Origin of the sequence: Streptomyces sp. NPDC029044 (assembly GCF_040637495.1) — a bacterium.
In the GTDB taxonomy this organism is placed as follows: domain Bacteria; phylum Actinomycetota; class Actinomycetes; order Streptomycetales; family Streptomycetaceae; genus Streptomyces.
In genome coordinates this window covers 87,875-108,408 of sequence record NZ_JBEZWN010000020.1, presented here as the reverse complement: position 1 = coordinate 108,408, position 20,534 = coordinate 87,875, and the positions used below count along the sequence as shown (strand labels likewise).

22 protein-coding genes are annotated in these 20,534 nt (G+C 73.2%); 10 read left to right on the top strand and 12 right to left on the bottom strand.

Going from position 1 to position 20,534, the window contains the following annotated elements; all coding sequences use genetic code 11:
* The first annotated feature begins 51 nt into the window (after positions 1-51).
* Positions 52-708 (top strand): class I SAM-dependent methyltransferase, encoded by a 657-nt coding sequence (locus tag AB0E85_RS18775; RefSeq protein WP_361928166.1) that lies wholly within the window; start codon positions 52-54, stop codon positions 706-708.
* A 12-nt stretch (positions 709-720) separates the two neighbouring features.
* Here the strand turns inward: AB0E85_RS18775 and AB0E85_RS18770 are convergent, their stop codons facing one another.
* Both AB0E85_RS18770 and AB0E85_RS18765 read right to left on the bottom strand, forming a co-directional pair.
* Positions 721-2,970, bottom strand: a complete 2,250-nt coding sequence (locus AB0E85_RS18770) for a heavy metal translocating P-type ATPase (protein WP_361928163.1) — start codon at positions 2,968-2,970, stop codon at positions 721-723.
* 3 nt (positions 2,971-2,973) lie between these two features.
* Positions 2,974-3,192, bottom strand: coding sequence for a cation transporter (locus tag AB0E85_RS18765; protein ID WP_361928160.1), 219 nt, complete (start codon positions 3,190-3,192; stop codon positions 2,974-2,976).
* A 200-nt stretch (positions 3,193-3,392) separates the two neighbouring features.
* Here AB0E85_RS18765 and AB0E85_RS18760 point away from each other — a divergent pair, with 200 nt between their 5' ends.
* Entirely contained in the window at positions 3,393-4,352 is a 960-nt protein-coding gene (locus AB0E85_RS18760) for a hypothetical protein (protein WP_361928158.1), read from the top strand.
* Positions 4,353-4,355: 3 nt separating this feature from the next.
* Here AB0E85_RS18760 and AB0E85_RS18755 read toward each other — a convergent pair whose 3' ends face one another.
* Together AB0E85_RS18755 and AB0E85_RS18750 are read right to left on the bottom strand one after the other, a co-directional pair.
* Positions 4,356-6,191, bottom strand: coding sequence for a glycoside hydrolase family 15 protein (locus AB0E85_RS18755; protein WP_361928155.1), 1,836 nt, complete (start codon positions 6,189-6,191; stop codon positions 4,356-4,358).
* Positions 6,192-6,267: 76 nt separating this feature from the next.
* Entirely contained in the window at positions 6,268-7,047 is a 780-nt protein-coding gene (locus AB0E85_RS18750) for a DeoR/GlpR family DNA-binding transcription regulator (protein ID WP_361928153.1), read from the bottom strand.
* Between the two features lie 118 nt (positions 7,048-7,165).
* Between AB0E85_RS18750 and AB0E85_RS18745 the strand changes: the two genes are divergently transcribed.
* A complete protein-coding gene (locus AB0E85_RS18745; RefSeq protein ID WP_361928150.1) occupies positions 7,166-8,047 on the top strand; it encodes a sugar isomerase in 882 nt (293 codons plus the stop codon).
* A gap of 208 nt (positions 8,048-8,255) precedes the next feature.
* The gene (locus AB0E85_RS18740) at positions 8,256-9,116 is read left to right on the top strand and encodes a class II fructose-bisphosphate aldolase (RefSeq protein WP_361928148.1); all 861 of its coding nucleotides are present in this window, start codon (positions 8,256-8,258) and stop codon (positions 9,114-9,116) included.
* On the opposite strand, the gene AB0E85_RS18735 is transcribed toward AB0E85_RS18740, so the two are convergent.
* Entirely contained in the window at positions 9,106-10,236 is a 1,131-nt protein-coding gene (locus tag AB0E85_RS18735; protein ID WP_361928145.1) for a methyltransferase, read from the bottom strand. The genes AB0E85_RS18740 and AB0E85_RS18735 overlap by 11 nt on opposite strands.
* 68 nt (positions 10,237-10,304) lie before the next feature.
* Here AB0E85_RS18735 and AB0E85_RS18730 point away from each other — a divergent pair, with 68 nt between their 5' ends.
* The 4 genes from AB0E85_RS18730 to AB0E85_RS18715 all read left to right on the top strand — a co-directional run bounded on the left by AB0E85_RS18730 (position 10,305) and on the right by AB0E85_RS18715 (position 13,741).
* Positions 10,305-10,979, top strand: a complete 675-nt coding sequence (locus AB0E85_RS18730) for an alpha-ketoglutarate-dependent dioxygenase AlkB (RefSeq protein WP_361928142.1) — start codon at positions 10,305-10,307, stop codon at positions 10,977-10,979.
* Positions 10,980-11,035: 56 nt separating this feature from the next.
* Positions 11,036-12,283 carry an ROK family protein gene (locus AB0E85_RS18725; RefSeq protein WP_361928139.1) on the top strand — a complete coding sequence of 416 codons (1,248 nt, stop codon included), beginning with the start codon at positions 11,036-11,038 and terminating at the stop codon, positions 12,281-12,283.
* A 133-nt stretch (positions 12,284-12,416) separates the two neighbouring features.
* The gene (locus AB0E85_RS18720; RefSeq protein WP_361928136.1) at positions 12,417-13,307 is read left to right on the top strand and encodes an NAD(P)-dependent oxidoreductase; all 891 of its coding nucleotides are present in this window, start codon (positions 12,417-12,419) and stop codon (positions 13,305-13,307) included.
* An 11-nt stretch (positions 13,308-13,318) separates the two neighbouring features.
* Positions 13,319-13,741, top strand: coding sequence for a PPOX class F420-dependent oxidoreductase (locus AB0E85_RS18715; RefSeq protein ID WP_361928133.1), 423 nt, complete (start codon positions 13,319-13,321; stop codon positions 13,739-13,741).
* 18 nt (positions 13,742-13,759) lie between these two features.
* Here AB0E85_RS18715 and AB0E85_RS18710 read toward each other — a convergent pair whose 3' ends face one another.
* The 3 genes from AB0E85_RS18710 to AB0E85_RS18700 are packed head-to-tail and all read right to left on the bottom strand — an operon-like array spanning position 13,760 to position 15,841.
* Positions 13,760-14,668 (bottom strand): phosphotriesterase, encoded by a 909-nt coding sequence (locus tag AB0E85_RS18710; RefSeq protein ID WP_361928130.1) that lies wholly within the window; start codon positions 14,666-14,668, stop codon positions 13,760-13,762.
* Positions 14,665-15,252 (bottom strand): DUF4865 family protein, encoded by a 588-nt coding sequence (locus AB0E85_RS18705; RefSeq protein ID WP_361928127.1) that lies wholly within the window; start codon positions 15,250-15,252, stop codon positions 14,665-14,667. Before AB0E85_RS18705 ends, AB0E85_RS18710 begins: the two co-directional genes overlap by 4 nt.
* A 10-nt stretch (positions 15,253-15,262) precedes the next feature.
* A complete protein-coding gene (locus tag AB0E85_RS18700; RefSeq protein ID WP_361928124.1) occupies positions 15,263-15,841 on the bottom strand; it encodes a TetR/AcrR family transcriptional regulator in 579 nt (192 codons plus the stop codon).
* A 162-nt stretch (positions 15,842-16,003) separates the two neighbouring features.
* Between AB0E85_RS18700 and AB0E85_RS18695 the strand changes: the two genes are divergently transcribed.
* Positions 16,004-16,294: an SHOCT domain-containing protein gene (locus AB0E85_RS18695; RefSeq protein ID WP_361928121.1), complete on the top strand. Its 291-nt coding sequence runs from the start codon at positions 16,004-16,006 to the stop codon at positions 16,292-16,294.
* Positions 16,295-16,488: 194 nt separating this feature from the next.
* On the opposite strand, the gene AB0E85_RS18690 is transcribed toward AB0E85_RS18695, so the two are convergent.
* Positions 16,489-17,022, bottom strand: a complete 534-nt coding sequence (locus AB0E85_RS18690; protein WP_361928118.1) for an ATP-binding protein — start codon at positions 17,020-17,022, stop codon at positions 16,489-16,491.
* A 183-nt stretch (positions 17,023-17,205) separates the two neighbouring features.
* Positions 17,206-17,529: a hypothetical protein gene (locus tag AB0E85_RS18685; protein ID WP_184842270.1), complete on the bottom strand. Its 324-nt coding sequence runs from the start codon at positions 17,527-17,529 to the stop codon at positions 17,206-17,208.
* Between the two features lie 502 nt (positions 17,530-18,031).
* Here AB0E85_RS18685 and AB0E85_RS18680 point away from each other — a divergent pair.
* Positions 18,032-19,156, top strand: a complete 1,125-nt coding sequence (locus AB0E85_RS18680) for a PLP-dependent cysteine synthase family protein (RefSeq protein ID WP_361928114.1) — start codon at positions 18,032-18,034, stop codon at positions 19,154-19,156.
* A gap of 10 nt (positions 19,157-19,166) precedes the next feature.
* Here the strand turns inward: AB0E85_RS18680 and AB0E85_RS18675 are convergent, their stop codons facing one another.
* Both AB0E85_RS18675 and AB0E85_RS18670 read right to left on the bottom strand, forming a co-directional pair.
* Complete coding sequence (locus AB0E85_RS18675; protein WP_361928112.1) at positions 19,167-19,634, bottom strand: SRPBCC family protein; 468 nt, start codon at positions 19,632-19,634, stop codon at positions 19,167-19,169.
* 63 nt (positions 19,635-19,697) lie between these two features.
* Positions 19,698-20,528, bottom strand: coding sequence for a DeoR/GlpR family DNA-binding transcription regulator (locus tag AB0E85_RS18670; protein ID WP_033307013.1), 831 nt, complete (start codon positions 20,526-20,528; stop codon positions 19,698-19,700).
* Positions 20,529-20,534 lie beyond the last annotated feature (6 nt).

The window sequence follows — 20,534 nt, the reverse complement described above, 5'->3', positions numbered from 1 at the left end:
CGAGTGCCCGATCGGCGGACGGCCACCCCCGTGAGCCACGACACTGAGCCCATGTCACCTCTGCCCCGCCGGGTCCGGCGCGCGCTGGAGCGTTTCCACGCCGCCCGTCCCTGGGACCACAACGCCCACTTCCACCCCTGGATCCTGCGGCAGCTCCCCGGGCGGGTGGGCAGCGCCCTGGACGTGGGATGCGGTACCGGCGACCTGGCCCGGCTGCTGGCCCCCCGGGCGCAGCGCGTGCACGGCATCGACGCCGACCCGGAGATCACGGCCCGGGCGCGGGAACTGACCCCGGCGGCCGCCCCGGTGACGTACACGGCGGCCGACGCGCTGACCGGGCTGGGTGAGCGGTCGTACGACGTCATCACCTGCGTCGCGGCCGTCCACCATCTGCCCTTCTCCCCGGCGCTCACGACCTTCCGTGATTATCTGGCCCCCGGCGGCACCCTGGTGATCGTGGGCGTGGCCCGGGAGCGGACTTTCGTCGACCACCTGCTCGGCATCGTGTCGATCCCGCTCAACGTCGTCATGGCGCTGCTCAAGAGCCGGGGCCGCCCGGTGCCCCGCCCGGTCTCGATGACCGCCCGCACCCGTCCGGCGGACCTGTCCTTCACCGAGATCAAGCGCGAGGCCCGGGCCGTCCTCCCCGGCGTCCGGCTGCGCCGCCGTCTGCTCTGGCGCTACACGCTGGTGTGGCGCCGCCGGTGACCCGCCGGCGCCTCAGCCGGCGGCCCGGAACGTGCGCAGCCGGAGCGAGTTGCCGACGACGAAGACCGACGAGAAGGCCATGGCCGCCCCGGCGATCATCGGAGTGAGCAGGCCGGCCGCGGCCAGGGGCAGGGCCGCGACGTTGTAGGCGAAGGCCCAGAACAGGTTCGAGCGGATGGTGCCGAGCGTGCGGCGGGCGAGCCGGATGGCGTCTGCCGCGGCCCGCAGGTCGCCGCGCACGAGGGTCAGGTCGCCGGCCTCGATCGCGGCGTCCGTGCCGGTGCCCATGGCGAGGCCCAGATCGGCCTGGGCGAGGGCCGCCGCGTCGTTGACGCCGTCACCGACCATCGCCACCGACCGGCCCTCGGCCTGGAGCCGCTTCACCACGTCGACCTTGTCCTGCGGGAGCACCTCGGCGATGACCTCCTCGATGCCGACCTCCCGGGCGACCGACCGGGCCACCGCCTCGTTGTCCCCGGTCAGCAGGATCGGCGTGAGTCCGAGCGCCCGCAGCCGGCCGACCGCCTCCGCGCTCGTGTCCTTCACCGCGTCGGCCACCTCCAGCACCGCACGCGCCGCACCGTCCCAGGCGACCGCGATGGCCGTGCGCCCTGCCTCCTCGGCCGTGGCCCGGGCCCCGGCCAGCCCCTCGGGAAGCTCCATCGCCCACTCGGCCAGCAGCCGCTCCCGGCCGACGAGCACCGCGTGGCCCTCGACGACGCCCTGCACACCGAGCCCGGGCACATTGGCGAAGTCCTCGGGCGTCGGCAGCGCACCCAGCTTCTCCAGCGCCCCGTCGGCGACGGCCCGGGCGATCGGGTGCTCGGAGGAGTGCTCCAACGCCCCGGCCAGCCGCAGCACTTCGGCCTCGTCGGTGCCCTCGGCGGTGTGCACGGCCAGCAGGGTCATGCGGCCGGTGGTGACCGTGCCGGTCTTGTCGAGGACGACGGTGTCGACCCGGCGCGTGGACTCCAGGACCTCCGGGCCCTTGATGAGGATGCCGAGCTGGGCGCCCCGCCCGGTGCCCACCATCAGCGCGGTCGGCGTGGCAAGACCCAGGGCGCACGGGCAGGCGATGACGAGGACGGCGACCGCAGCGGTGAAGGCGGCCGTCAGCCCGACGCCGTTGCCCAGCCAGAAGCCCAGCGTGCCCAGCGCGAGGGCGATCACCACCGGCACGAACACGGCGGAGATCCGGTCCGCGAGCCGCTGCGCGGCGGCCTTGCCGTTCTGCGCGTCTTCCACCAGCCGGGCCATCCGGGCCAGTTGGGTGTCGGCACCCACCCGCGTGGCACGCACGACGAGCCGTCCGCCGACGTTGATCGTGGCACCGGTCACCGGATCGCCCGAGCCCACCTCCACGGGCACGGACTCGCCGGTGAGCATCGAGGCGTCCACGGCGGAGGATCCCTCGACGACCGTCCCGTCCGTGGCGATCTTCTCGCCGGGCCGGACCAGGAAGAGGTCCCCGGCCTTCAAGTCCGCGACGGGAACGGTCTCTTCACGGCCGCTGTCCCGCAGCACGGTGACGTCCTTCGCACCCAGCTCCAGCAGCGCCCGCAGCGCCGCGCCCGCCTTGCGCTTGGCGCGGGCCTCGAAGTACCGCCCCGCCAGGATGAAGGCGGTCACGCCGGCGGCGGCTTCCAGGTAGATGTTCCCGGCACCGTCCGTGCGCTCGATGGTCAGCTCGAAGGGGTGCGTCATGCCCGGCGTGCCGGCGGTTCCGAAGAACAGCGCCCACACCGACCACAGGAACGCGGCCGAGGTGCCCACCGAGATCAGGGTGTCCATGGTGGCCGCGCCGTGCCGCGCGTTGGTGAACGCGGCCTTGTGGAAGGGCCACGCCGCGTACGTCACGACCGGCGCGGCCAGGGTGAGCGACAGCCACTGCCAGTACTCGAACTGCAACGCGGGGATCATGGCCATGGCCACGACGGGAACCGACAGCACCACGGCCGTGACCAGGCGTTCGCGCAGCGGGCGCAGCTCGTCCGGCTCGGGGGCCTCGTCGGTCTGCTCCGCGGGAGGCGCGGGCTCCTGCGCGGTGTACCCGGTCGCCTCGACGGTGGCGATGAGGTCGCCGACGGAGACGCCGCCGGAGTAGCTGACCTTCGCCTTCTCGGTCGCGTAGTTGACGGTGGCGGTGACCCCGTCCATGCGGTTGAGCTTCTTCTCGACGCGCGCCGCGCAGGAGGCGCAGGTCATGCCGCCGATGACGAGCTCCACCTCGGCGTCCGTGCCGGTCGTCGTACCGGTGCTCATGGCTCAGACCCTCCCGGTCAGCTCGTAGCCGGCCTCGTCGACGACCTCGGCGATCACGCCGTCGTCGGGCTCGGCGGCACCGGTGACGGTGACGGTGACGTGTCCGCTGCCGAGGTCGACCTCGACGCCGCTGACACCGTCCAGCTCGCCGATGGCCTTGGTCAGCGTGGCCTTGCAGTGGCCGCAGGACATTCCGGAAACGGCGTAGGTGGCGGCGGGCATCGGATGCCTCCTCTGGGTGAATCCAACAGATGCGGAGATACGGGGCGGGGGTATCCCCTCGCGGAGTTCATGTATACCCCTGTGGGGTATAGGATGCAAGCGCCGGAACGGCTTGACTCGATACCCCCTAGGGGTATCGTGAGCTGTATGAAGGCCCCGCATCCGAGCGGGAGGCCGCAGTACCTGAAGGAGCCGACGCCATGAACACCGGACTGAGGATCACCACCTTCGCCGCCGCGCTGGCAGCGACCTTCGGCGCGGCCTACGGCGTCGGACAGGGCGTCGGCCCCGTCGTCGCCGACAGCCCTCCGAAGCACGGGGGTGAACACACCCGGCCCGCGCCCGAAGGGGAGACGGGCGGCGGCCACACCGGCCATGACACGCCACCGGCCGGCGGGCTGCAGATCTCCGAGGGCGGCTACACCCTCGACCTCCGGACCCCGCGCGTCACCGCCGGTGAACAGGCCGACCTGCGCTTCACCGTCCGGGACGCCGACGGTCGCGCGGTCACCGCCTACCAGCGCGAACACGACAAGGAACTGCACCTCATCGTGGCCTCACGCGACCTGGTCACCTACCGCCACCTGCACCCCACCCGCGCCGCCGACGGCACCTGGAGCACCCCCGTGAACCTGCCCCGCGCGGGCGGCTACCGCGTCTTCGCCGACTTCACCCCGGCCGGGAAGGACGCCGAGAACCTCACCCTCGGCGCGGACCTCGCCGCCTCCGGCCCCTACCGGGCCCGGCAGCTGCCCCCGGAGAGCGGCACGGCCCGGGTCGACGGCTACGAGGTGCGGCTGACCGGCGCCCCGCGCCCGGGCAAGGCGAGCGAACTGAGGCTGACGGTCTCCCGCGACGGCAAGCCCGTCACCGACCTCCAGCCCTACCTCGGCGCGTACGGCCACCTGGTCGCCCTGCGCTCCGGCGACCTCGCCTACCTGCACGTCCACCCGAACGGCGAACCCGGCGACGGCACGACCAGGCCCGGCCCGGACATCTCCTTCACGGCCACCGCGCCCAGCTCCGGCGCCTACCGCCTGTTCCTCGACTTCAAGCACGACGGCAAGGTCCACACAGCGGCGTTCACGGTCCGGTCCGGGGGCGCGGCACCCGACCCCGGTACCCCCGAGGGGCATGCGGACGACGGCCACGGGCACTGAGCGTCAGCCCAGCGCCCGGTCCAGGTTGAAGGCCGCGCTGATCAGCGCGAGGTGCGTGAACGCCTGCGGGAAGTTGCCCTGCTGCTCCCCGGTGTGGCTGATCTCCTCGGCGTACAGGCCGAGATGGTTGGCGTACGTCAGCATCTTCTCGAAGGCCAGGCGCGCCTCGTCGATCCGGCCCGCGTGCACCATCGCCTCGACGTACCAGAACGAGCAGATGGAGAACGTGCCCTCGTCGCCGCGCAGCCCGTCGGGACTGGAGCGGGGGTCGTAGCGGTAGACCAGCGAGTCGGACACCAGCTCCTCGGTGAGCACGTCCAGCGTCGACAGCCACTTCGGATCGGTGGGGGCGATGAACTTCGTCAGCGGCATCATCAGCACGGCCGCGTCCAGCACGTCACCGTCCTCGTGCTGGACGAACGCCCCGCGCTCCTCGCACCAGCCCCGGCTCATGATCCGCCGGTAGATCGTGTCGCGGCACTCCCGCCAGCGCGGCAGGTCGGCGGGCAGGCCGCGCCGGTTGGCCATCCGGATGGCCCGCTCGATCGCCACCCAGCACATCAGCCGCGAGTACAGGAAGTTCCGGCGTCCGCCCCGCGTCTCCCAGATCCCCTCGTCGGGCTGGTCCCAGTGCGCGCACACCCAGTCCACCAGCGCACACACGTCGTCCCAGTGGCCGCTGGAGACGGGCTTGGCCCACTTGTCGTAGAGGTAGATCGAGTCGATCAGCGCGCCGTAGATGTCCAGCTGGAGCTGGTCGGCCGCCGCGTTGCCCACCCGTACCGGCGCCGAGCCGTGGTGTCCCTCCAGATGGCCGAGGGTGCGCTCGGGCAGCTCCGTGCGTCCGTCGATCCCGTACATGATCTGCAGCGGTCCGGACGTCTTGCCGTCACCCGGGCTGATGTGCCGGGTCACGAAGTCCATGAACGCCTCGGCCTCCCCGGTGAAGCCCAGCCGCAGCAGGGCGTAGACGCAGAAGGCCGCGTCGCGCACCCACACGTACCGGTAGTCCCAGTTGCGTTCGCCGCCGAGCTCCTCGGGCAGGCTCGTCGTCGGCGCCGCCACGATCGCCCCGGTGGGCGCGTACGTGAGCAGCTTCAGCGTCAGCGCAGAGCGGTGCACCATCTCCCGCCAGCGGCCCTTGTACCGGGACGCCGACAGCCAGTGCCGCCAGTACGCGACCGTCGCCGCGAACTGCTCCTCGGCCTCCGTGCGCGCACACCGCCGGGGCGCCACACCGGCGCCGACCTTGTCCAGCGCGAACACCGCCGAGTCGCCCTCGGAGAGCTTGAACTCGCCGCACACGTCCGGCCCGTCGGCCTCCAGCGGCACGGTCGCCGTCAGCGCGAGCGTCAGCCCCTCGGTCGCGAACTCCGCGGTGTCACCGGTCAGCCGGACGGTGTGCGGCAGGGAGCCGTAGTCGAACCGGGGTGCCACCCGCGTACGGAACGGGATCGAGCCGCGCACACACACCACCCGCCGGATCAGCCGGTGCCGCTCCGCCTCGGTGGCCGCGCCGCCCACCGGCATGAAGTCCTGCACCTCGCCGACCCCGTCCTCGGTGAAGAACCGGGTGATCAGGACGTTGGTGTCGGGGAAGTAGAACTGTTTGGTCCGGGCCGGCACGGTCGCCGCCAGCTCGAAGCAGCCGCCGCGCTCCGCGTCCAGGATCGAGGCGAACACGCTCGGTGCGTCGAAGGCCGGAGAGCAGTACCAGTCGATCGTGCCGTCGGTCCCCACCAGGGCGAGGCTGCGCAGATCGCCGATCAGCCCGTGCTCGGCGATCGGTACGTACCGCCGGCCGCCCGGCACGCCCCGGTCCTGTGCCGTTCCGCCCATGACAGCCTCCCTGCCGGTAGGCGCCTCAGCCCAAGCCTAGAACCGCCGGGGGGCGGCCGCCGCCAGACGGCCGTCGTCAGACCGTGACGACCCGCAGCCCGGCCTCCTCGAAGCGCCGCACCGCCACGGGGTCGGCCGCGGTGTCCGTGACCAGGGTGTCCACCGCCTCGGCCGCGCAGATCCGGGCGAAGGCCCGCTGCCCCAGCTTGCTGGAGTCGGCGGCCACCACCACCCGTTCCGCCCGCTCGCACAGCAGCCGGTTGATCGCAGCCTCCGCCTCGTCGTGCGCCGCGGCGCCGTGCGTCACGTCGAACGCGACGACACCGAGCACCGCCACGTCGACGGTGATCTGCCCGAGCACCCCGTCCGCGAGCGGCCCGACCAGCTCGTACGACTGCGCCCGCGCCACCCCTCCGGTCAGCACGATCTTGAACTGGGGCCGCACGGCCAGCTCGTTCGCGATGTTCAGCGCGTTCGTCACCACGGTCAGCGCGGGCGCCCCGGACCCCAGATCCCCGCGCACGGCCAGCGCTCGCGCCACCTCGGTCGTGGTGGTCCCCCCGGTCAGCCCGACCGCCTCGCCCGGCGCGACCAGATCCGCCACCGCCTTGGCGATGCGCTGCTTCTCGGAGGCGTGGCGGGCCGTCTTGTAGCGCAGCGGCAACTCGTACGACACGCCGTGCACGACCGCACCGCCCCGGGTACGCACCAGCATCTGCTGCTCGGCGAGTCCGTCGAAGTCACGGCGGATCGTCGCCGCCGACACCCCGAGTTCGGCCGCCGCGTCCTCCACGTCCAGCCGGCCGCGCTCCACGAGCAGTTCCAGCAGCGCCTTCCAGCGGGCGTCCCGCGACATCCGCACCTCCACGTCCTCGATCTCCGGGCGACCCTAGCGCACGTGAAGGCGCCGAATGCTTGATGATGCTCGAAACCTGGCGCTATCTTGCAGGAACAATCAGAGCGGAGGGTGCGGAATGACGCATGTCGAGGACGAGCTGACCAGCCAGCCCGAGTGCTGGGCACGCGCCGCGTCACAGGCGGCCCACCACGCGAAGGTGCTGCCCGCCCCGGGGGAGCGGGTCGCGATCGTCGGCTGCGGTACCTCGTACTTCATGGCGCGGGCCGCCGCGGCCCTGCGCGAGGGCGCGGGCCAGGGCGAGACCGACGCCTTCGCCGCCTCGGAGTTCCCCCACGGCCGTCACTACGACCGGGTCGTCGCCCTCACCCGCTCCGGCACCACGACCGAAGTCCTGGACCTGCTGGGCCGGTTGAAAGGCGTCGTCCGCACCACCGCGATCACCGCCGACCCGGACACGCCCGTGCGCACGGCCGCCGGCGAGCTCGTCGTCCTGGACTTCGCGGACGAACGCTCCGTCGTCCAGACCCGGTTCGCGACCACGGCCCTCACCCTGCTCCGCGCCCACCTCGGCCTCCACCCCGACGCGGCGGTCACCGACGCGCGCACCGCCCTGACGGAACCGTTGCCCGAAGGACTGGTGGAGTGCGGGCAGTTCACCTTCCTCGGACGCGGCTGGACCGTCGGTCTGGCCGACGAGGCCGGACTGAAGATGCGCGAGGCCGCACTCGCCTGGGCGGAGGCCTACCCGGCGATGGAGTACCGGCACGGCCCCATCAGCGTCAGCACCCGGGGCACGGCGACCTGGATGCTGGGCGACCCGCCCGACGGACTCGACCGACAGGTGCGCGACACGGGCGCGTTGTGGATCGCCGGGCGCCTCGACCCGCTCGCCGAACTCGTCCGCGTCCAGCGGCTCGCGGTCGCCGTCGCCGCGTCCCGCGGACTGGACCCCGACAGCCCTCGCCACCTCACGCGCTCGGTGATCCTCGAACCCTGACCCAGGGCCGGGTGCGGGTCAGCCGCCGTCGCCGCGAGGCGCGCCCCGCGTCGTCGTCCGCCGCCGGCTTCCGCACGCCCGGCCGCGCTCGCACAGGAAAGGGACCGCCACCGCCTGCTACTGCCCGCACCACACACCGCCCGGGTCGGCCGAAAGACACCGTCCCTCTCGGCCGGCCCGATCCCGACGACAGGCCCCAGGAGATCCCGTGCCCCTGACCACCACCGGCGACCTCGTGACCCGCGCCGCCGCGGCCGGCTCGGCCGTCGCCTCCTTCAACGTCATCACCCTGGAACACGTCGAGGCCGTCGTCGCCGGCGCCGAGTCGGTGGCTGCCCCCGTCGTCCTCCAGGTCAGCGAGAACGCGGTGAAGTTCCGCGCCGGACAACTGCTCCCGCTGGCCCGCGCGGCCGTCGCCGTGGCCGAACGCGCCGCCGTGCCGGTCGCGTTGCACCTCGACCACGTGCAGAGCGACGCCCTGCTGCGCCAGGCCGCGGACGCCGGCTTCAGCTCCGTGATGTACGACGCCGCCCGCCTGCCCTACGCCGAGAACCTCACCGCGACCCGGGCGGCGGTCGACCGGGCACACGCCCAAGGGCTTTGGATCGAGGCCGAGCTGGGCCAGATCGGCGGCAAGAACGGCAGACCCCCGCTGGACGCGCACGCCCCCGGCGCCCGCACCGACCCCGACGAGGCGCGGTCCTTCGTCGCCGACTCGGGCGTGGACGCCCTGGCCGTGGCCATCGGCAGCTCCCACGCCATGACCACCCGCACGGCGGCCCTCGACCACGCCCTGCTCAAACGCCTGTCGGCCGCACTGGACGTCCCGCTCGTCCTGCACGGCTCCTCCGGCGTCCCGGACGACGAACTCAGGGCGGCCGTCGCCGGAGGCATCACCAAGGTCAACATCGGCACGGCCCTGAACATCGCGCTGACCGGAGCGATCCGCGACTTCCTCACCGAGCGCCCGGAGGCGGTCGACCCGCGCAGTTACCTGACCCTCGCCCGGGAGGCGATGACACGGACGGTCGCCAGGACCCTCCAGACCCTGGGCTCCGCTACCGCTTGACGGCCTTCAGTACCACGAACTTCGGATCGCTCGCGACGAGCCGGCTGCTGCCGAACAGCTTCCGCAGCTTGACGTGGTAGCCCAGGTGCCGGTTGCCCACCACCCACAGCTCCCCGCCCGGCCGCAGCGCGCGCCGCGCCCCGGTGAACATCCGCCGGGCCGTGGCGTCGGTCGTCGCCTGGTGGGAGTGGAACGGCGGGTTGCTCAGGACCAGATCGACACTGCCGGACGGCACGCCCGCCAGACCGTCCCCGACCCGGAACTCGGCACGCCCCGGCGCGCCGTTGGCCTTGTACGTCGCCTCCGCCGAGGCCACGGCCTGGAACGACTCGTCCACGAACAGCACCTCGGCGTCCGGGTCGGCCAGCGCCACCGACGTCCCCACCACGCCGCTCCCGCACCCCAGATCCACCACCCGGCGGCCCCGGCCCTGCGGCAGGTGCCCGAGGAAGAACCGCGTGCCGATGTCGAGCCGGTCGGCGCAGAAGACCCCCGCGTGATTGACGACGGTGCCTCCCGCGGCGGGGCCGATGCCGTCCGGCAGCGTGTAGACGTACGGCCACGGGTTGGCGGGCCGCTCCAGCACCGGATCCGGCGTGCAGAAGACCAGCCGGGCCTTCTTCTCGGCGAGCGAGGTGCGGGTGGGGCCGAGGATCCGCTCGAAGAGCCGCAGCGTCGAGGTGTGGATCTCCTTCACCATGCCCGCCCCCACGACGACCGTCCCCGCGTGCACGGCGGGTGCCAGCCGCAGCAACTGATCCTCCAGCAGCGCCAGGCTCTTCGGCACCCGCACCAGCAGCACGTCGATCCGCTCCGGCGGCGGATCCTGCGTGGTGAGCAGCCGCACCGCACCCGCCTCGGCACCCGCCCGCGCCAGGTTGGCGCGGGTCGCCTCCTGTGCCAGGAACGAGTCGCTGATCTGCACCGGCCGGTGCTCCGCGAGCGCCGTGACCAGCGCGCCCCACCGGTCCCCGACGACCACGACCGTGCCGTCCAGCGGCACTCGCTCCGCGGCCAGATGCCTCAGCAGGTACTCGTCGGAGGCGTCCCAGGCGCGCAACCTGTCGCGCGGGTCCTCGGGGAAACGGGTCAGCGCCGGCTCGCCCCACGGCGTCGTCATACGGTCGTCCATCGTGCGACCAGGCTAGCCGAGCCGCAGCTCAGGGCGTGTCGGGCACCATGGAGGGCATGGACGCCGAGCTGTTCCCCAGGCCGCGAGCGCAGATCGCGCCCGGCGCCGTGCACCTGCCCGGCTGGCTGGACGCGGAACACCAGCGAGAACTGCTCGACGCCTGCCGGGAGTGGGCCCGTCCCCCCGCCGGCCTGCGCACGGTCCGCACCCCCGGCGGCGGCACCATGACCGCCCGCCAGGTGTGCCTGGGCTGGCACTGGTACCCGTACGCCTACGCCCGCACGGTCGCCGACGGGGACGGCGCGCCGGTGAAGCCTTTCCCGGAATGGCTCGGCGAACTGGGCCGCCGGGCGGTCCGCGACACCCTCGCAGGACCCGCGCCGGACTACGACATCGCCCTGATCAACTTCTACGACGCCGACGCCCGCATGGGCATGCACCGCGACGGCGACGAGAAGTCCGACGCACCGGTGGTGTCGCTGAGCCTCGGCGACACCTGCGTCTTCCGCTTCGGTAACACCGAGACCCGCACCCGGCCCTACACCGACGTCGAACTGCGCAGCGGCGACCTGTTCGTCTTCGGCGGCCCGTCCCGTCTGGCCTACCATGGTGTCCCCCGTGTCCACGCGGGCACGGCACCGCCCGGCCTCGGGCTCACGGGCCGTCTCAACATCACGCTCCGGGTCAGCGGCCTCCGGCAGCCCGACGAGCTGAGCCCCGCCGCTCCCTGAGGCCAGGCGGGGCAGGCTCGGCCACCATCCCGGCGGATCATGGGAGACTCGCCCTCATGAGCGGGAAGGCGGACCCCCGGCAGGCGGGGGACGGGAGCACCTCGAGGACGCGGTTGGACCGGGGGCGAGCAGCGCTCGGACCCGCGCTGGAACTCGTCCACACCGGACGCGCGCCGACCCGGGCCGTGCTCACCGCCGAGCTCGGGGTGACGCGAGCGACGGCCGGCGCGGTCGCCGCCGAGCTGGAAGCACTCGGCCTGATCCGGGTCGACGCCCGGCCCGGCGCCGCTGCCGGATCGCAGGGCAGGCCCTCCCACAAACTGGCCGTCGCCGACGACGGACCCGTCGCGCTCGCCGCGCAGGTGCACGCCGACGGCTTCCGGGCGGCGCTGGTCGGACTGGGCGGCCGGATCGTCGCCACCGCGCCCGGCTGCGAGGTCGTCGACGCCGACCCGGCCAAGGTGCTCGCCTCCGTCGTCACGGCCGGCGCCGAGCTGCTGCGCCAGACCGGGCTCCGGTGCGTGGGCGCGGGCCTCGCCGTGCCCTCCGCCGTCGCCGAACCCGAGGGTCTGGCACTGAACCCGCTCCACCTGGCCTGGCCCGCCGGAGCGCCCGTGCGGGACATCTTCGCCGAGCAGGTGCGCGCGGCCGGCATCGACGGGCCCGCGTTCGCCGCGAACGACGTCAACCTCGCCGCGCTCGCCGAGCACCGGCACGGCGCCGGCCGCGGCGCCCGGGACCTGCTCTGCGTGGCCACCGGCCACCGCGGTGTCGGCGGCGCGCTCGTCCTCGACGGCCGCCTGCACCGGGGCAGTTCGGGCCTCGCGCTGGAGGTCGGGCACCTCACCGTGCACCCCGAGGGCCGCCCCTGCCACTGCGGCAGCCGCGGCTGTCTCGACGTGGAGACCGACCCGCTGGCCTTCCTCACCGAGGCCGGACGCGAACCGGGCCCCGAGGTCTCCCTGCTCCAGCAGTCCATCGACCTGATCCGCCACCACTACGACGACCCGGGCGTCCGCGCCGCCGCCGAGGTCCTGATCGACCGCCTCGGCCTCGGCCTCGCCGGCCTGGTCAACATCCTCAACCCGGACCGCATCATCCTCGGCGGCCTGCACCGCACCCTCCTCGACGCCGACCCCGGCCGTCTGCGCGCGGTCGTCGCCGACCGCAGTCTGTGGGGCCAGAGCGGCGGCGTCCCCATCCTGCCCTGCACCCTCGACCACAACAGCCTGGTCGGCGCGGCGGAACTGGCCTGGCAGCCCGTCCTGGACGATCCGCTGGGAGCACTGTCCCCGCGGGGCTGACCCGTCGTCCGGCGAGCCCGACCTCACCGGTATCAGGCTTGAGCGCGCCGCTTCCGGGCAGGCGCGCCGCTGAGCGGGCAGGCTGGGGCGCGGGCAGCCCGCCCGCGACCGCACCACCGAGGAAGTTGACGCAATGACCCACCAGCTCACCGTGAGCGTCCTGGGCACCGGCATCATGGGTGCCGCGATGGCCCGCAACCTCGCCCGGGCCGGTCACACGGTCCAGGCCTGGAACCGCACCCGGGCCAAGGCCGAGCCGCTGGCCGCCGAGGGCGTGCGCATCGCCGACAGTCCCGAGGAGGCGGCGCGGGACGCCGGCGTCGTCCTGACCATGCTCCACGACGGCCCCGCCGCCCTGGACACGATGCGTGAGGCCGCCCCCGCCCTGCGCCCCGGTACCGTCTGGGTGCAGTCCAGCACGGCAGGCCTCGACGACGTCGCCGAGCTGGCCGCCTTCGCCCGTGAGCACGGACTCCTCTTCTACGACGCCCCCGTCCTGGGCACCCGCCGGCCCGCCGAGGACGGGAAACTGACCGTGCTCGCCGCCGGCCCCGTCGAGGGGCGCGAGAAGGTGACGCCGGTCTTCGACGCGGTCGGCGCCCGTACCGTCTGGTCCGGCGAGGACGGAGCGGAGGGCGGGGCCACCCGCCTCAAGCTCGTCGCCAACAGCTGGGTTCTCGCCGTCACGGCAGCCGCCGGCGAGGCCCTCGCCCTGTCGAAGGCCCTCGGCGTCGACCCGCACGGCTTCTTCGACCTCGTCGCCGGCGGCCCGCTCGACATGGGCTATCTGCGTGCCAAGTCGGATCTCGTGCTCGAAGGCAGGCTGACACCGCCCCAGTTCGCGGTGAGCACCGCCGCCAAGGACGCCCGGCTGATCGTCCGGGCCGGCGCCGACAACGGCGTGCGGCTGGACGTCGCCGAAGCGGCCGTGGCCCGGATGGAACGTGCGGCCGCACAGGGCCACGCCGACGAGGACATGGCCGCCGCCTACTTCGCCAGCTTCGACGAGAAGACCGATTCCTAGGAGGTCCCCCCATGTCCAAGCCGCCGCTGCCGCCCGAGGCCGACGCCCTGCTGAGCCGGCCCAATCCGTGCGTCATGGCCACGCTGCGCTCCGACGGCACACCGGTGTCCACCGCGACCTGGTACGCCTGGAAGGACGGCCGGGTGCTGATCAACCTCGACGAGGGCCGGGTCCGCCTGAAGCACCTGCGCCGCGACCCCCGGGTGACGCTCACCGTCCTCGCCGGCGACGACTGGTACACCCACGTCACCCTCATCGGCCGCGTCACCGAGATGTACGCCGACGAGGACCTGGCCGACATCGACCTCCTCGCCCGGCACTACACCGGCAAGCCGTACCCCGACCGCGTCCGCCCCCGGGTGAGCGCCTGGGTCGAGGTCGACCGCTGGCACGGCTGGGGCTCGATGAAGGACAGCGACCAGGCCGGCGGCTGAGGCGGGGGAGGAGGCGGATCAGGGCCACTCGGCCCCGAACGCCCGTCCCGGATTCTCCGTGAGGATGCGCCTCACCAGCTCCTCGCCCACGGCGTGCACGAGCCGGGGCCGCACCCGGCGCAGCAGGTACGGCATCCCGGGGCCGCCGCTGACCGAGCGGGCGGCGGCCGTCGTGGTGTCCGCGCCCAGCAGTACCCGGTCGCCGAACCCGGCGTCGGCGAGGGCCCGTACGGCGTCCGGCATCCGCCAGTCCGTGGCGTGGTGGGCGAGTGACGGCCCGTCGAAGGCCAGATAGCAGCCGGACTGCGCCGCCTGCCGGTGCACCACGAGGTCGGGGGAGCGGTTGAGGTGTCCGAGCACCACCCGGTGCGGCGGCACCCCCAACTCCCCGCACAACAGGTCCAGTACGTCCAGCGCGCCGGTTCCCATCTCCAGGTGCACGGCGATCGCCGCGCCCGTGGCGTGCTGCGCCTCGGCCGCCGCCGTCATGGTCCAGCGGGCGTGCGCGTCCAGAGTGTGGAAGCCGCCCGCCACCTTGACGAGCCCTGCCCGCACCCCGGATGTCCCGATGCCCTTGGTGAGTTCGCAGACGAAGACCTCGGCGAGCCGGCTCCGCAGCCCGGCGAGCGTCTCCTCGTCGTAGTGCACGGCCTGGTGCAGGCCGGTCGCGGCGACCACGTGCACACCCGTCTCCCGGGACAGCGGCGGCAGATCGGCGGCCCGCCGGCCGAGCCCGTACGGCGTCCACTGCACGACGGTCCCACCGCCCTGTTCCCGGAACGCCACCAGCTCCGCCCGCGCCGCGGCCACGCTGCGCAGCTCCTGGCCGGGCAGCCGGGGACTGCCGAAGAACAGGTGGTCGTGGGCGTCGCACACCCCCAGGTCTCCGGGGGAGACGTCACCCAGTACCGTGCGGACCGCGCTCACCACCGGCGTCCCCGGGGCAGCCGGTCCCGCCCCGGCGCGGACAGGTGCAGCACCTCGAACACCTCGCCGTCGGCCTGGGGCGCGTCGTGTTCCCAGCGCTCCCAGAGGGAGAAGTGCACCAGCTCCCAGCGGCTCGTGTCGACGGCCGCCGAGGCGAGCACGGCCCCGTCATCCACGGCCAGCCTCCGGGCCTCGCCCACCGCCTCGGCCACGGCATCGGCCAACGTCCCGCCGTCCGGGACCGGTTGGCGCCGCCGTACCGCGAACCGCGCGTGTGAGGCGCCCCCTTCCTCGTAGGCGAGCCCCGTCCACTGCCGTACCGACGGCCGCCCGAAGTCGTCACTGACCCCCTGGAACCCACCGCCCCACAGGAAGGCGTTCATACCGTCCACGGTGTTCCAGAGGTAGAAGGGCGCGTACTGGTGGACCGGTGAGCCGCGCAGGCCGCGCTCGCGTATCAGGTAGGCCTTGAGGCCGAGCCCGTCCCAGTCGTCGAGCAGGTGCCCCCGGCGGGCGACGCGGTCGCGGATGAGGCCCATGTCGTAGCCGGCGGGCAGGGTGAGCTCGTACTGCATGGCGTGCAAGGAGGTCTCCTCATGAAGTCCGGGGTGCCAGCAGGGAGATGAGTCCCCGGACCCCCGCGTCGAACGCGGCGGGGGAGCCGGAGGCGCGGGCGAGGACGTAGCCGCCCTGGACGGTCGCGACGACCGCCGCCGCGATCTCGCCGCTGTCCAGTCCGGGCGCGAACTGGCCCTGCGCCTTGCCCTCCTCGACGATCCCGGCGATCCGCCCGCGCAGCCAGTCGAGCGTCTCGTCGACCGGCGCGCGCAGCTCGGCGCTCGCGATGACGTCCGGATCCATCGTCAGCCGGCCGACCGGGCAGCCCCGCAGCACGTCCCGCTCGCGCCGCAGATACGCCTCGATGCGCTCGTACGGCGTGCCCGGGCCGTCCAGTACACCCGCGGCGGTGGCCCGCAGCTCCTCGGCGGTCCGGCGGATCGCGGCCAGCGCGAGATCGGGCTTGCCCTTGAAGTGGTGGTACATGCTGCCCTGCCCGGCGTCCGCGCGTTCCAGGATCGCCTTGGGGCTGGTGCCCACGTAGCCGCGCTCCCACAGCAGTTCGCGGGTGGACTCGATCAGACGTTCCGGGGTGCTCATGCCCGTACTGTACATACCAGTAGTTACAGAAGTCGAGGGGGTGCGGACTGATGAGACCCGCCCGTCTGCTCCCCACGGGGTACGGACGGTGCCGCCGGCCGTACGACGACCCGGGGCCCCTGCCGGAGGACCCTCGAAAGCGACACGAACCATCGAGCGATCGAGGAGTCGGACGACATGCAGACCCTGGCGAACTTCGGCGACGGCGGCGGGCCCGGACCGTGGATCCTGTTCTTCCCGGTGATCTGGGCGCTGGTGATCGGCGGCGGCTTCGTGCTGCTGCGCCGCTCCGTGTGGCGTGGCCGCCGCGGCGGCCCCTGGCGGCAGTCCGCCGTCAGCGACGACTCGCCCATCGCCGTACTAGGCCATCGCTTCGCCTCCGGCGAGATAGACGAGGACGAGTACTGGCGCCGACTGTCCGTACTGAACGAGGAGTTCGGCCGCAAGGGAGGTATGGCGCAAGGATGACCGCCGCGGCTCACGGTCCTCGTCGCAGCAGTCGGGGCGGTCGCGGCCGGCGCCCACCCGGTGCCGCTTCCGGTCCGGCGCGCGCCGGACCCGAGCGTGCTGCGGGCGGTCGCCGCGGGGCGACATGCACCCCCGGAGCGCCCCTGGCGGCGTACGCGCCCGAGGCCCCCGAGGGGACGGTGGTCACCGCCCGGTCAACCGGCAACGGCGGACCGGGCGGGAGCATGGTCGGGCCGGAGCCCGTCGACGGAAGCCCCGACCTCGGCGAACCGGCGCGCGGGCTTGTCCAGGACCGTGCGCCGGGCGTGGAGCGACGGCGCCGCCACCGCGGGGGCCGACGTCGGCAGGGTGAACCACACGACCTTGCCGGACTCGCCGTCCGGCCGGACGCCCCAGCTCTCGCTCATGGCGGCCACCATCGCGAGCCCGCGCCCGCAGGTCGCCAGTGGTTCGGCGTCGTCGACCACGGGCATCCGCGGGTCGCCGTCACGCACCGAGACGGTGAGCCGGTCGAGCAGCAGCTCTATCTCCACGGTGCACGTCTTGTCGGGCTGGGCGTGGCGGTGGACGTTGGACAACAGCTCCGTCACGCCGAGCGAGGCCCGGTCGATCAGGGGATCCAGATGCCAGTAGCGCAATTGCGCAGATACGATTCTGCGGACCTGGCCGATCCGCGACGGCAGGGCTTGGAGCTCCACCGTGCAGTGCCTGCTTGGGTAGCTGATCACGGCTGCGACTCCCCGACGTGAGGTCCGGAAGAACACGGAGTTCGGATCCAGCAGGGCGCCTGCGTGACACTGCCGCCTGCTGTCGTGGCCGGCGGGCTGGTTCGCAGCGTTATCGCCGGTAAACCCAGAGTGACGTGAGACCAGAGTGGCGCAGGGGATGAAGGAGCGCAACTCGCGGACATCTCAGTCGCCACGCCCCGCTGCCCTGCGCACGGCTTCGATGAAGCGCCGCGCGGCCGGCGGGCCCGGCTCCCCCGGGGCGGGGTCGTGGTCGCCCAGGGTGAGCAGGTACCGCTGGCCGTTGAGGTCCGCCGTGGCCCGGTCATCGGGGCCGAACCAGGGCTTGGAGGCGCGCACGGCCTGCACCGGCGCGCTGTCGATCTCACTGCCGTAGCTGGTCAGCAGTTGGAGCCGGCCGTCGCTGATCCGGACCTGCCCGGCCCGGGTGAGTGAACGCAGTCGCTTTCCGATGCGCACGCCCGTGGCCCTGAACTCCGGCTCTCCCATGCCACCCGCCCCTTGTCGCGCGTCGGTGTACCGGTCCGCTCCGCGCGGTGCCCGGTACGGGCTCGTGTCCTGATCCAGTGTGCCCCGTCCGGACGAAGACTCCCTCCGGGGTGGTGCGCCCGCGCGGTCCGGGCCCCGGCCAACCGTGCGGTGCGCCCCGCCGGCCGTCGCCCCCGAGAGGGCGGTGCCCCTGCCCGAAGCCTGCCCCGGGAGGCGGTCGTACCCTGCGCTCACTCCGTCCGGGGCCTTGGTCCCGCCGAGCAGTCTGCCCCCGCCCGGCGTCGAGCACCAGTGCCCGCGCTCCCCTCTCCGGGGGCGCCCGCAGCACACTCGTCCATGCGTTCCCCTGACCGCGCGCCCCCTTGCCCCGGGCCCTGCCCCTGGGGGCGCTTTGGGGGGCTCAAAGATGCGTTTATGCAGGTGAGGAGCGTGCGCAAGGTGCTTATGATCGGTGTGCCGGCCGTGCGCCCCCCTTGCCGGCGCGCAGCGTTAGGAGCCCACCGTGAGTACCCCCCAGCAGACCCGGACCGGCGTGACCCTCGACGTCGACCACAGCGACGCCGCCTACCGGGCGTGGCTCAAAGAAGCCGTCCGCAGAGTCCAGGCGGACGCCAACCGCTCGGCCGACACACACCTGCTCCAGTTTTCCCTGCCGCAGCGGTGGGGCATCGACCTGTACCTGAAGGACGAGTCGACCCATCCCACCGGCAGCCTCAAGCACCGGCTCGCCCGCTCCCTCTTCCTCTACGGCCTGTGCAACGGCTGGATCCGGCCGGACCGACCCGTCATCGAGGCCTCCAGCGGCTCGACGGCCGTCTCCGAGGCGTACTTCGCGAAGCTGATCGGCGTGCCCTTCATCGCCGTCATGCCGCGCACGACGAGCGCCGAGAAGATCCGCCTCATCGAATTCCACTCCGGCCGATGTCACTTCGTCGACGACCCCCGCACGATGTACGAGGAGTCCGCCCGCCTCGCGGCCGAGACCGGCGGCCACTACATGGACCAGTTCACCTACGCCGAACGGGCCACGGACTGGCGCGGGAACAACAACATCGCCGAGTCCATCTTCCGCCAGCTGCGCCTGGAGCGGTTCCCCGAGCCGGCGTGGATCGTCGCCACCGCGGGTACCGGCGGCACCTCCGCGACCCTCGCGCGCTACGTCCACTACATGCAGTACGACACCCGCGTCTGCGTGGCCGACCCCGAGAACTCGTGCTTCTTCGAGGGCTGGACCACCGGCGATCCGGAGGTCACCTGCGACTGCGGCTCCCGTATCGAGGGCATCGGCCGGCCCCGGATGGAACCGAGCTTCGTGCCCGGCGCGATCGACCGGATGATGAAGGTGCCCGACGCGGCCAGTGTCGCCGCCGTACGCGCCCTGGAACGCGCCATCGGCCGCAAGGCCGGCGGCTCCACCGGCACGGGGCTGTGGAGCGCGCTGAAGATCGTCGCGGAGATGGTGTCCGAGGGCCGGCAGGGCAGCGTCGTGACCCTGCTGTGCGACCCGGGGGACCGGTATCTCGACAAGTACTACTCGGACGCCTGGCTGGCCGCCCAGGGGCTCGACATCCAGCCGTACACGGCCGCGATCGACTCGCTGCTGGAGACGGGCGTCTGGCCGGACTGAGTCCGGGCCGTCAGGCCTTCAGCCGCCGGTCCAGCGCCCTCAACGCGTCCCGGAACGCGCGCGCCTGACCCCCGCGCGCCGCCTTCACGGCCAGCCGGTACACCGGGGCCCCGTCGGTGGCGAAGGTCCACCGCACCCGGGTGCCGCCGCCGGCCGGCGCGAGCCGCCATTCCTCGGCTATCGCCCGCACGCCCGGCAGATTGGTGACGTCCACGCGGTAGGCGTACACCTCCGGTGCCTGCGCCGCGATGACCGTTTCGCGAAACCGGATGCCGCCGGTGAGCGTGATGTCCCGCCCATCGCCGGCGCCGAGCGGGCGGGCGGCCGACACCTGCGCGAACCACTCGGCCCAGCCGGGCACGTCCTCCAGCGCTCCGTAGACCGCCTCCGGCGGAGCGGCCATGTCCCGCTCGAAGACATGCCGTACGGGAGCCGTCGCCACGAAGTCGAGTTCCACCGGGCGCAGTCGACGGGGCATGGGCGGAGCCCTCCTGGACGGGAGCGGGCGATGACCGGACGCGCCACCCTAGCCGAGCCGCCGTCAGATGTCTGCGCCGTCCTCGGGCTCCCCGGCCACCACCAGCCGCCGCAGATGCTCCGCGACGACCCCGCGCGCGTCGTCCGGCAGGCCGGCGTCCGTCACGAGCGTGTCGATCCGCTCCAGCGAGGCGAACGAACTCAGCCCCACCTTGCCCCACTTGGTGTGGTCCGCGACCACGACCACCCGGCGGGCCGACTGCACGAGCCGCCGGTTCGTCTCGGCCTCCGCGAGGTTCGGCGTCGACAGGCCGGCCTCGACCGATATGCCGTGCACCCCGAGGAACAGCAGGTCGAAGTGGAGCGCCGCGATCGCCTGGTCGGCCACCGGCCCCACCAGCGAGTCGGAGGGCGTGCGCACCCCGCCCGTCAGCACGACCGTCGCCGCGCCCTGCCGCGGGCCCGAGGTGCGCTGCGCCGCGTGGAACACATCGGCGACCCGCACCGAGTTGGTGACCACCGTGAGGTCCGGGACGTCCAGCAGCTGGTGCGCCAGCGCGAAGGTCGTCGTACCGCCCGACAGGGCGATCGCCGCACCCGGCGCGACCAGCTTGGCCGCGGCGCGTGCGATGTCCTCCTTGGCGGTCAGCTCCAGACCCGACTTGGCCTCGAAACCCGGTTCGTGCGTACTCGCCTCGACCACCGGGACCGCGCCGCCGTGCACCTTCTCCAGCACGCCCTGGCGGGCGAGCGCGTCGAGGTCGCGGCGGACCGTCATGTCCGACACGCCGAGCTTGCGGGTCAGCTCGTTGACCCGGACACCGCCCCGGCGGCGAACCTCGTCGAGGATCAGGGATCGCCGCTGCTCCGCGAGGAGGTTCTGATTCTCGCTCACGTACGC

Excerpts from the sequence above, each read along its gene's own strand:
- AB0E85_RS18775 (WP_361928166.1), top strand. The coding sequence starts at position 52 with ATGTCACCTCTGCCCCGCCGGGTCCGGCGCGCGCTGGAGCGTTTCCAC.
- AB0E85_RS18770 (WP_361928163.1), bottom strand. The coding sequence starts at position 2,970 with ATGAGCACCGGTACGACGACCGGCACGGACGCCGAGGTGGAGCTCGTC.
- AB0E85_RS18765 (WP_361928160.1), bottom strand. The coding sequence starts at position 3,192 with ATGCCCGCCGCCACCTACGCCGTTTCCGGAATGTCCTGCGGCCACTGC.
- AB0E85_RS18760 (WP_361928158.1), top strand. The coding sequence starts at position 3,393 with ATGAACACCGGACTGAGGATCACCACCTTCGCCGCCGCGCTGGCAGCG.
- AB0E85_RS18755 (WP_361928155.1), bottom strand. The coding sequence starts at position 6,191 with ATGGGCGGAACGGCACAGGACCGGGGCGTGCCGGGCGGCCGGCGGTAC.
- AB0E85_RS18750 (WP_361928153.1), bottom strand. The coding sequence starts at position 7,047 with ATGTCGCGGGACGCCCGCTGGAAGGCGCTGCTGGAACTGCTCGTGGAG.
- AB0E85_RS18745 (WP_361928150.1), top strand. The coding sequence starts at position 7,166 with ATGACGCATGTCGAGGACGAGCTGACCAGCCAGCCCGAGTGCTGGGCA.
- AB0E85_RS18735 (WP_361928145.1), bottom strand. The coding sequence starts at position 10,236 with ATGACGACGCCGTGGGGCGAGCCGGCGCTGACCCGTTTCCCCGAGGAC.
- AB0E85_RS18730 (WP_361928142.1), top strand. The coding sequence starts at position 10,305 with ATGGACGCCGAGCTGTTCCCCAGGCCGCGAGCGCAGATCGCGCCCGGC.
- AB0E85_RS18725 (WP_361928139.1), top strand. The coding sequence starts at position 11,036 with ATGAGCGGGAAGGCGGACCCCCGGCAGGCGGGGGACGGGAGCACCTCG.
- AB0E85_RS18720 (WP_361928136.1), top strand. The coding sequence starts at position 12,417 with ATGACCCACCAGCTCACCGTGAGCGTCCTGGGCACCGGCATCATGGGT.
- AB0E85_RS18715 (WP_361928133.1), top strand. The coding sequence starts at position 13,319 with ATGTCCAAGCCGCCGCTGCCGCCCGAGGCCGACGCCCTGCTGAGCCGG.
- AB0E85_RS18700 (WP_361928124.1), bottom strand. The coding sequence starts at position 15,841 with ATGTACAGTACGGGCATGAGCACCCCGGAACGTCTGATCGAGTCCACC.
- AB0E85_RS18695 (WP_361928121.1), top strand. The coding sequence starts at position 16,004 with ATGCAGACCCTGGCGAACTTCGGCGACGGCGGCGGGCCCGGACCGTGG.
- AB0E85_RS18685 (WP_184842270.1), bottom strand. The coding sequence starts at position 17,529 with ATGGGAGAGCCGGAGTTCAGGGCCACGGGCGTGCGCATCGGAAAGCGA.
- AB0E85_RS18675 (WP_361928112.1), bottom strand. The coding sequence starts at position 19,634 with ATGCCCCGTCGACTGCGCCCGGTGGAACTCGACTTCGTGGCGACGGCT.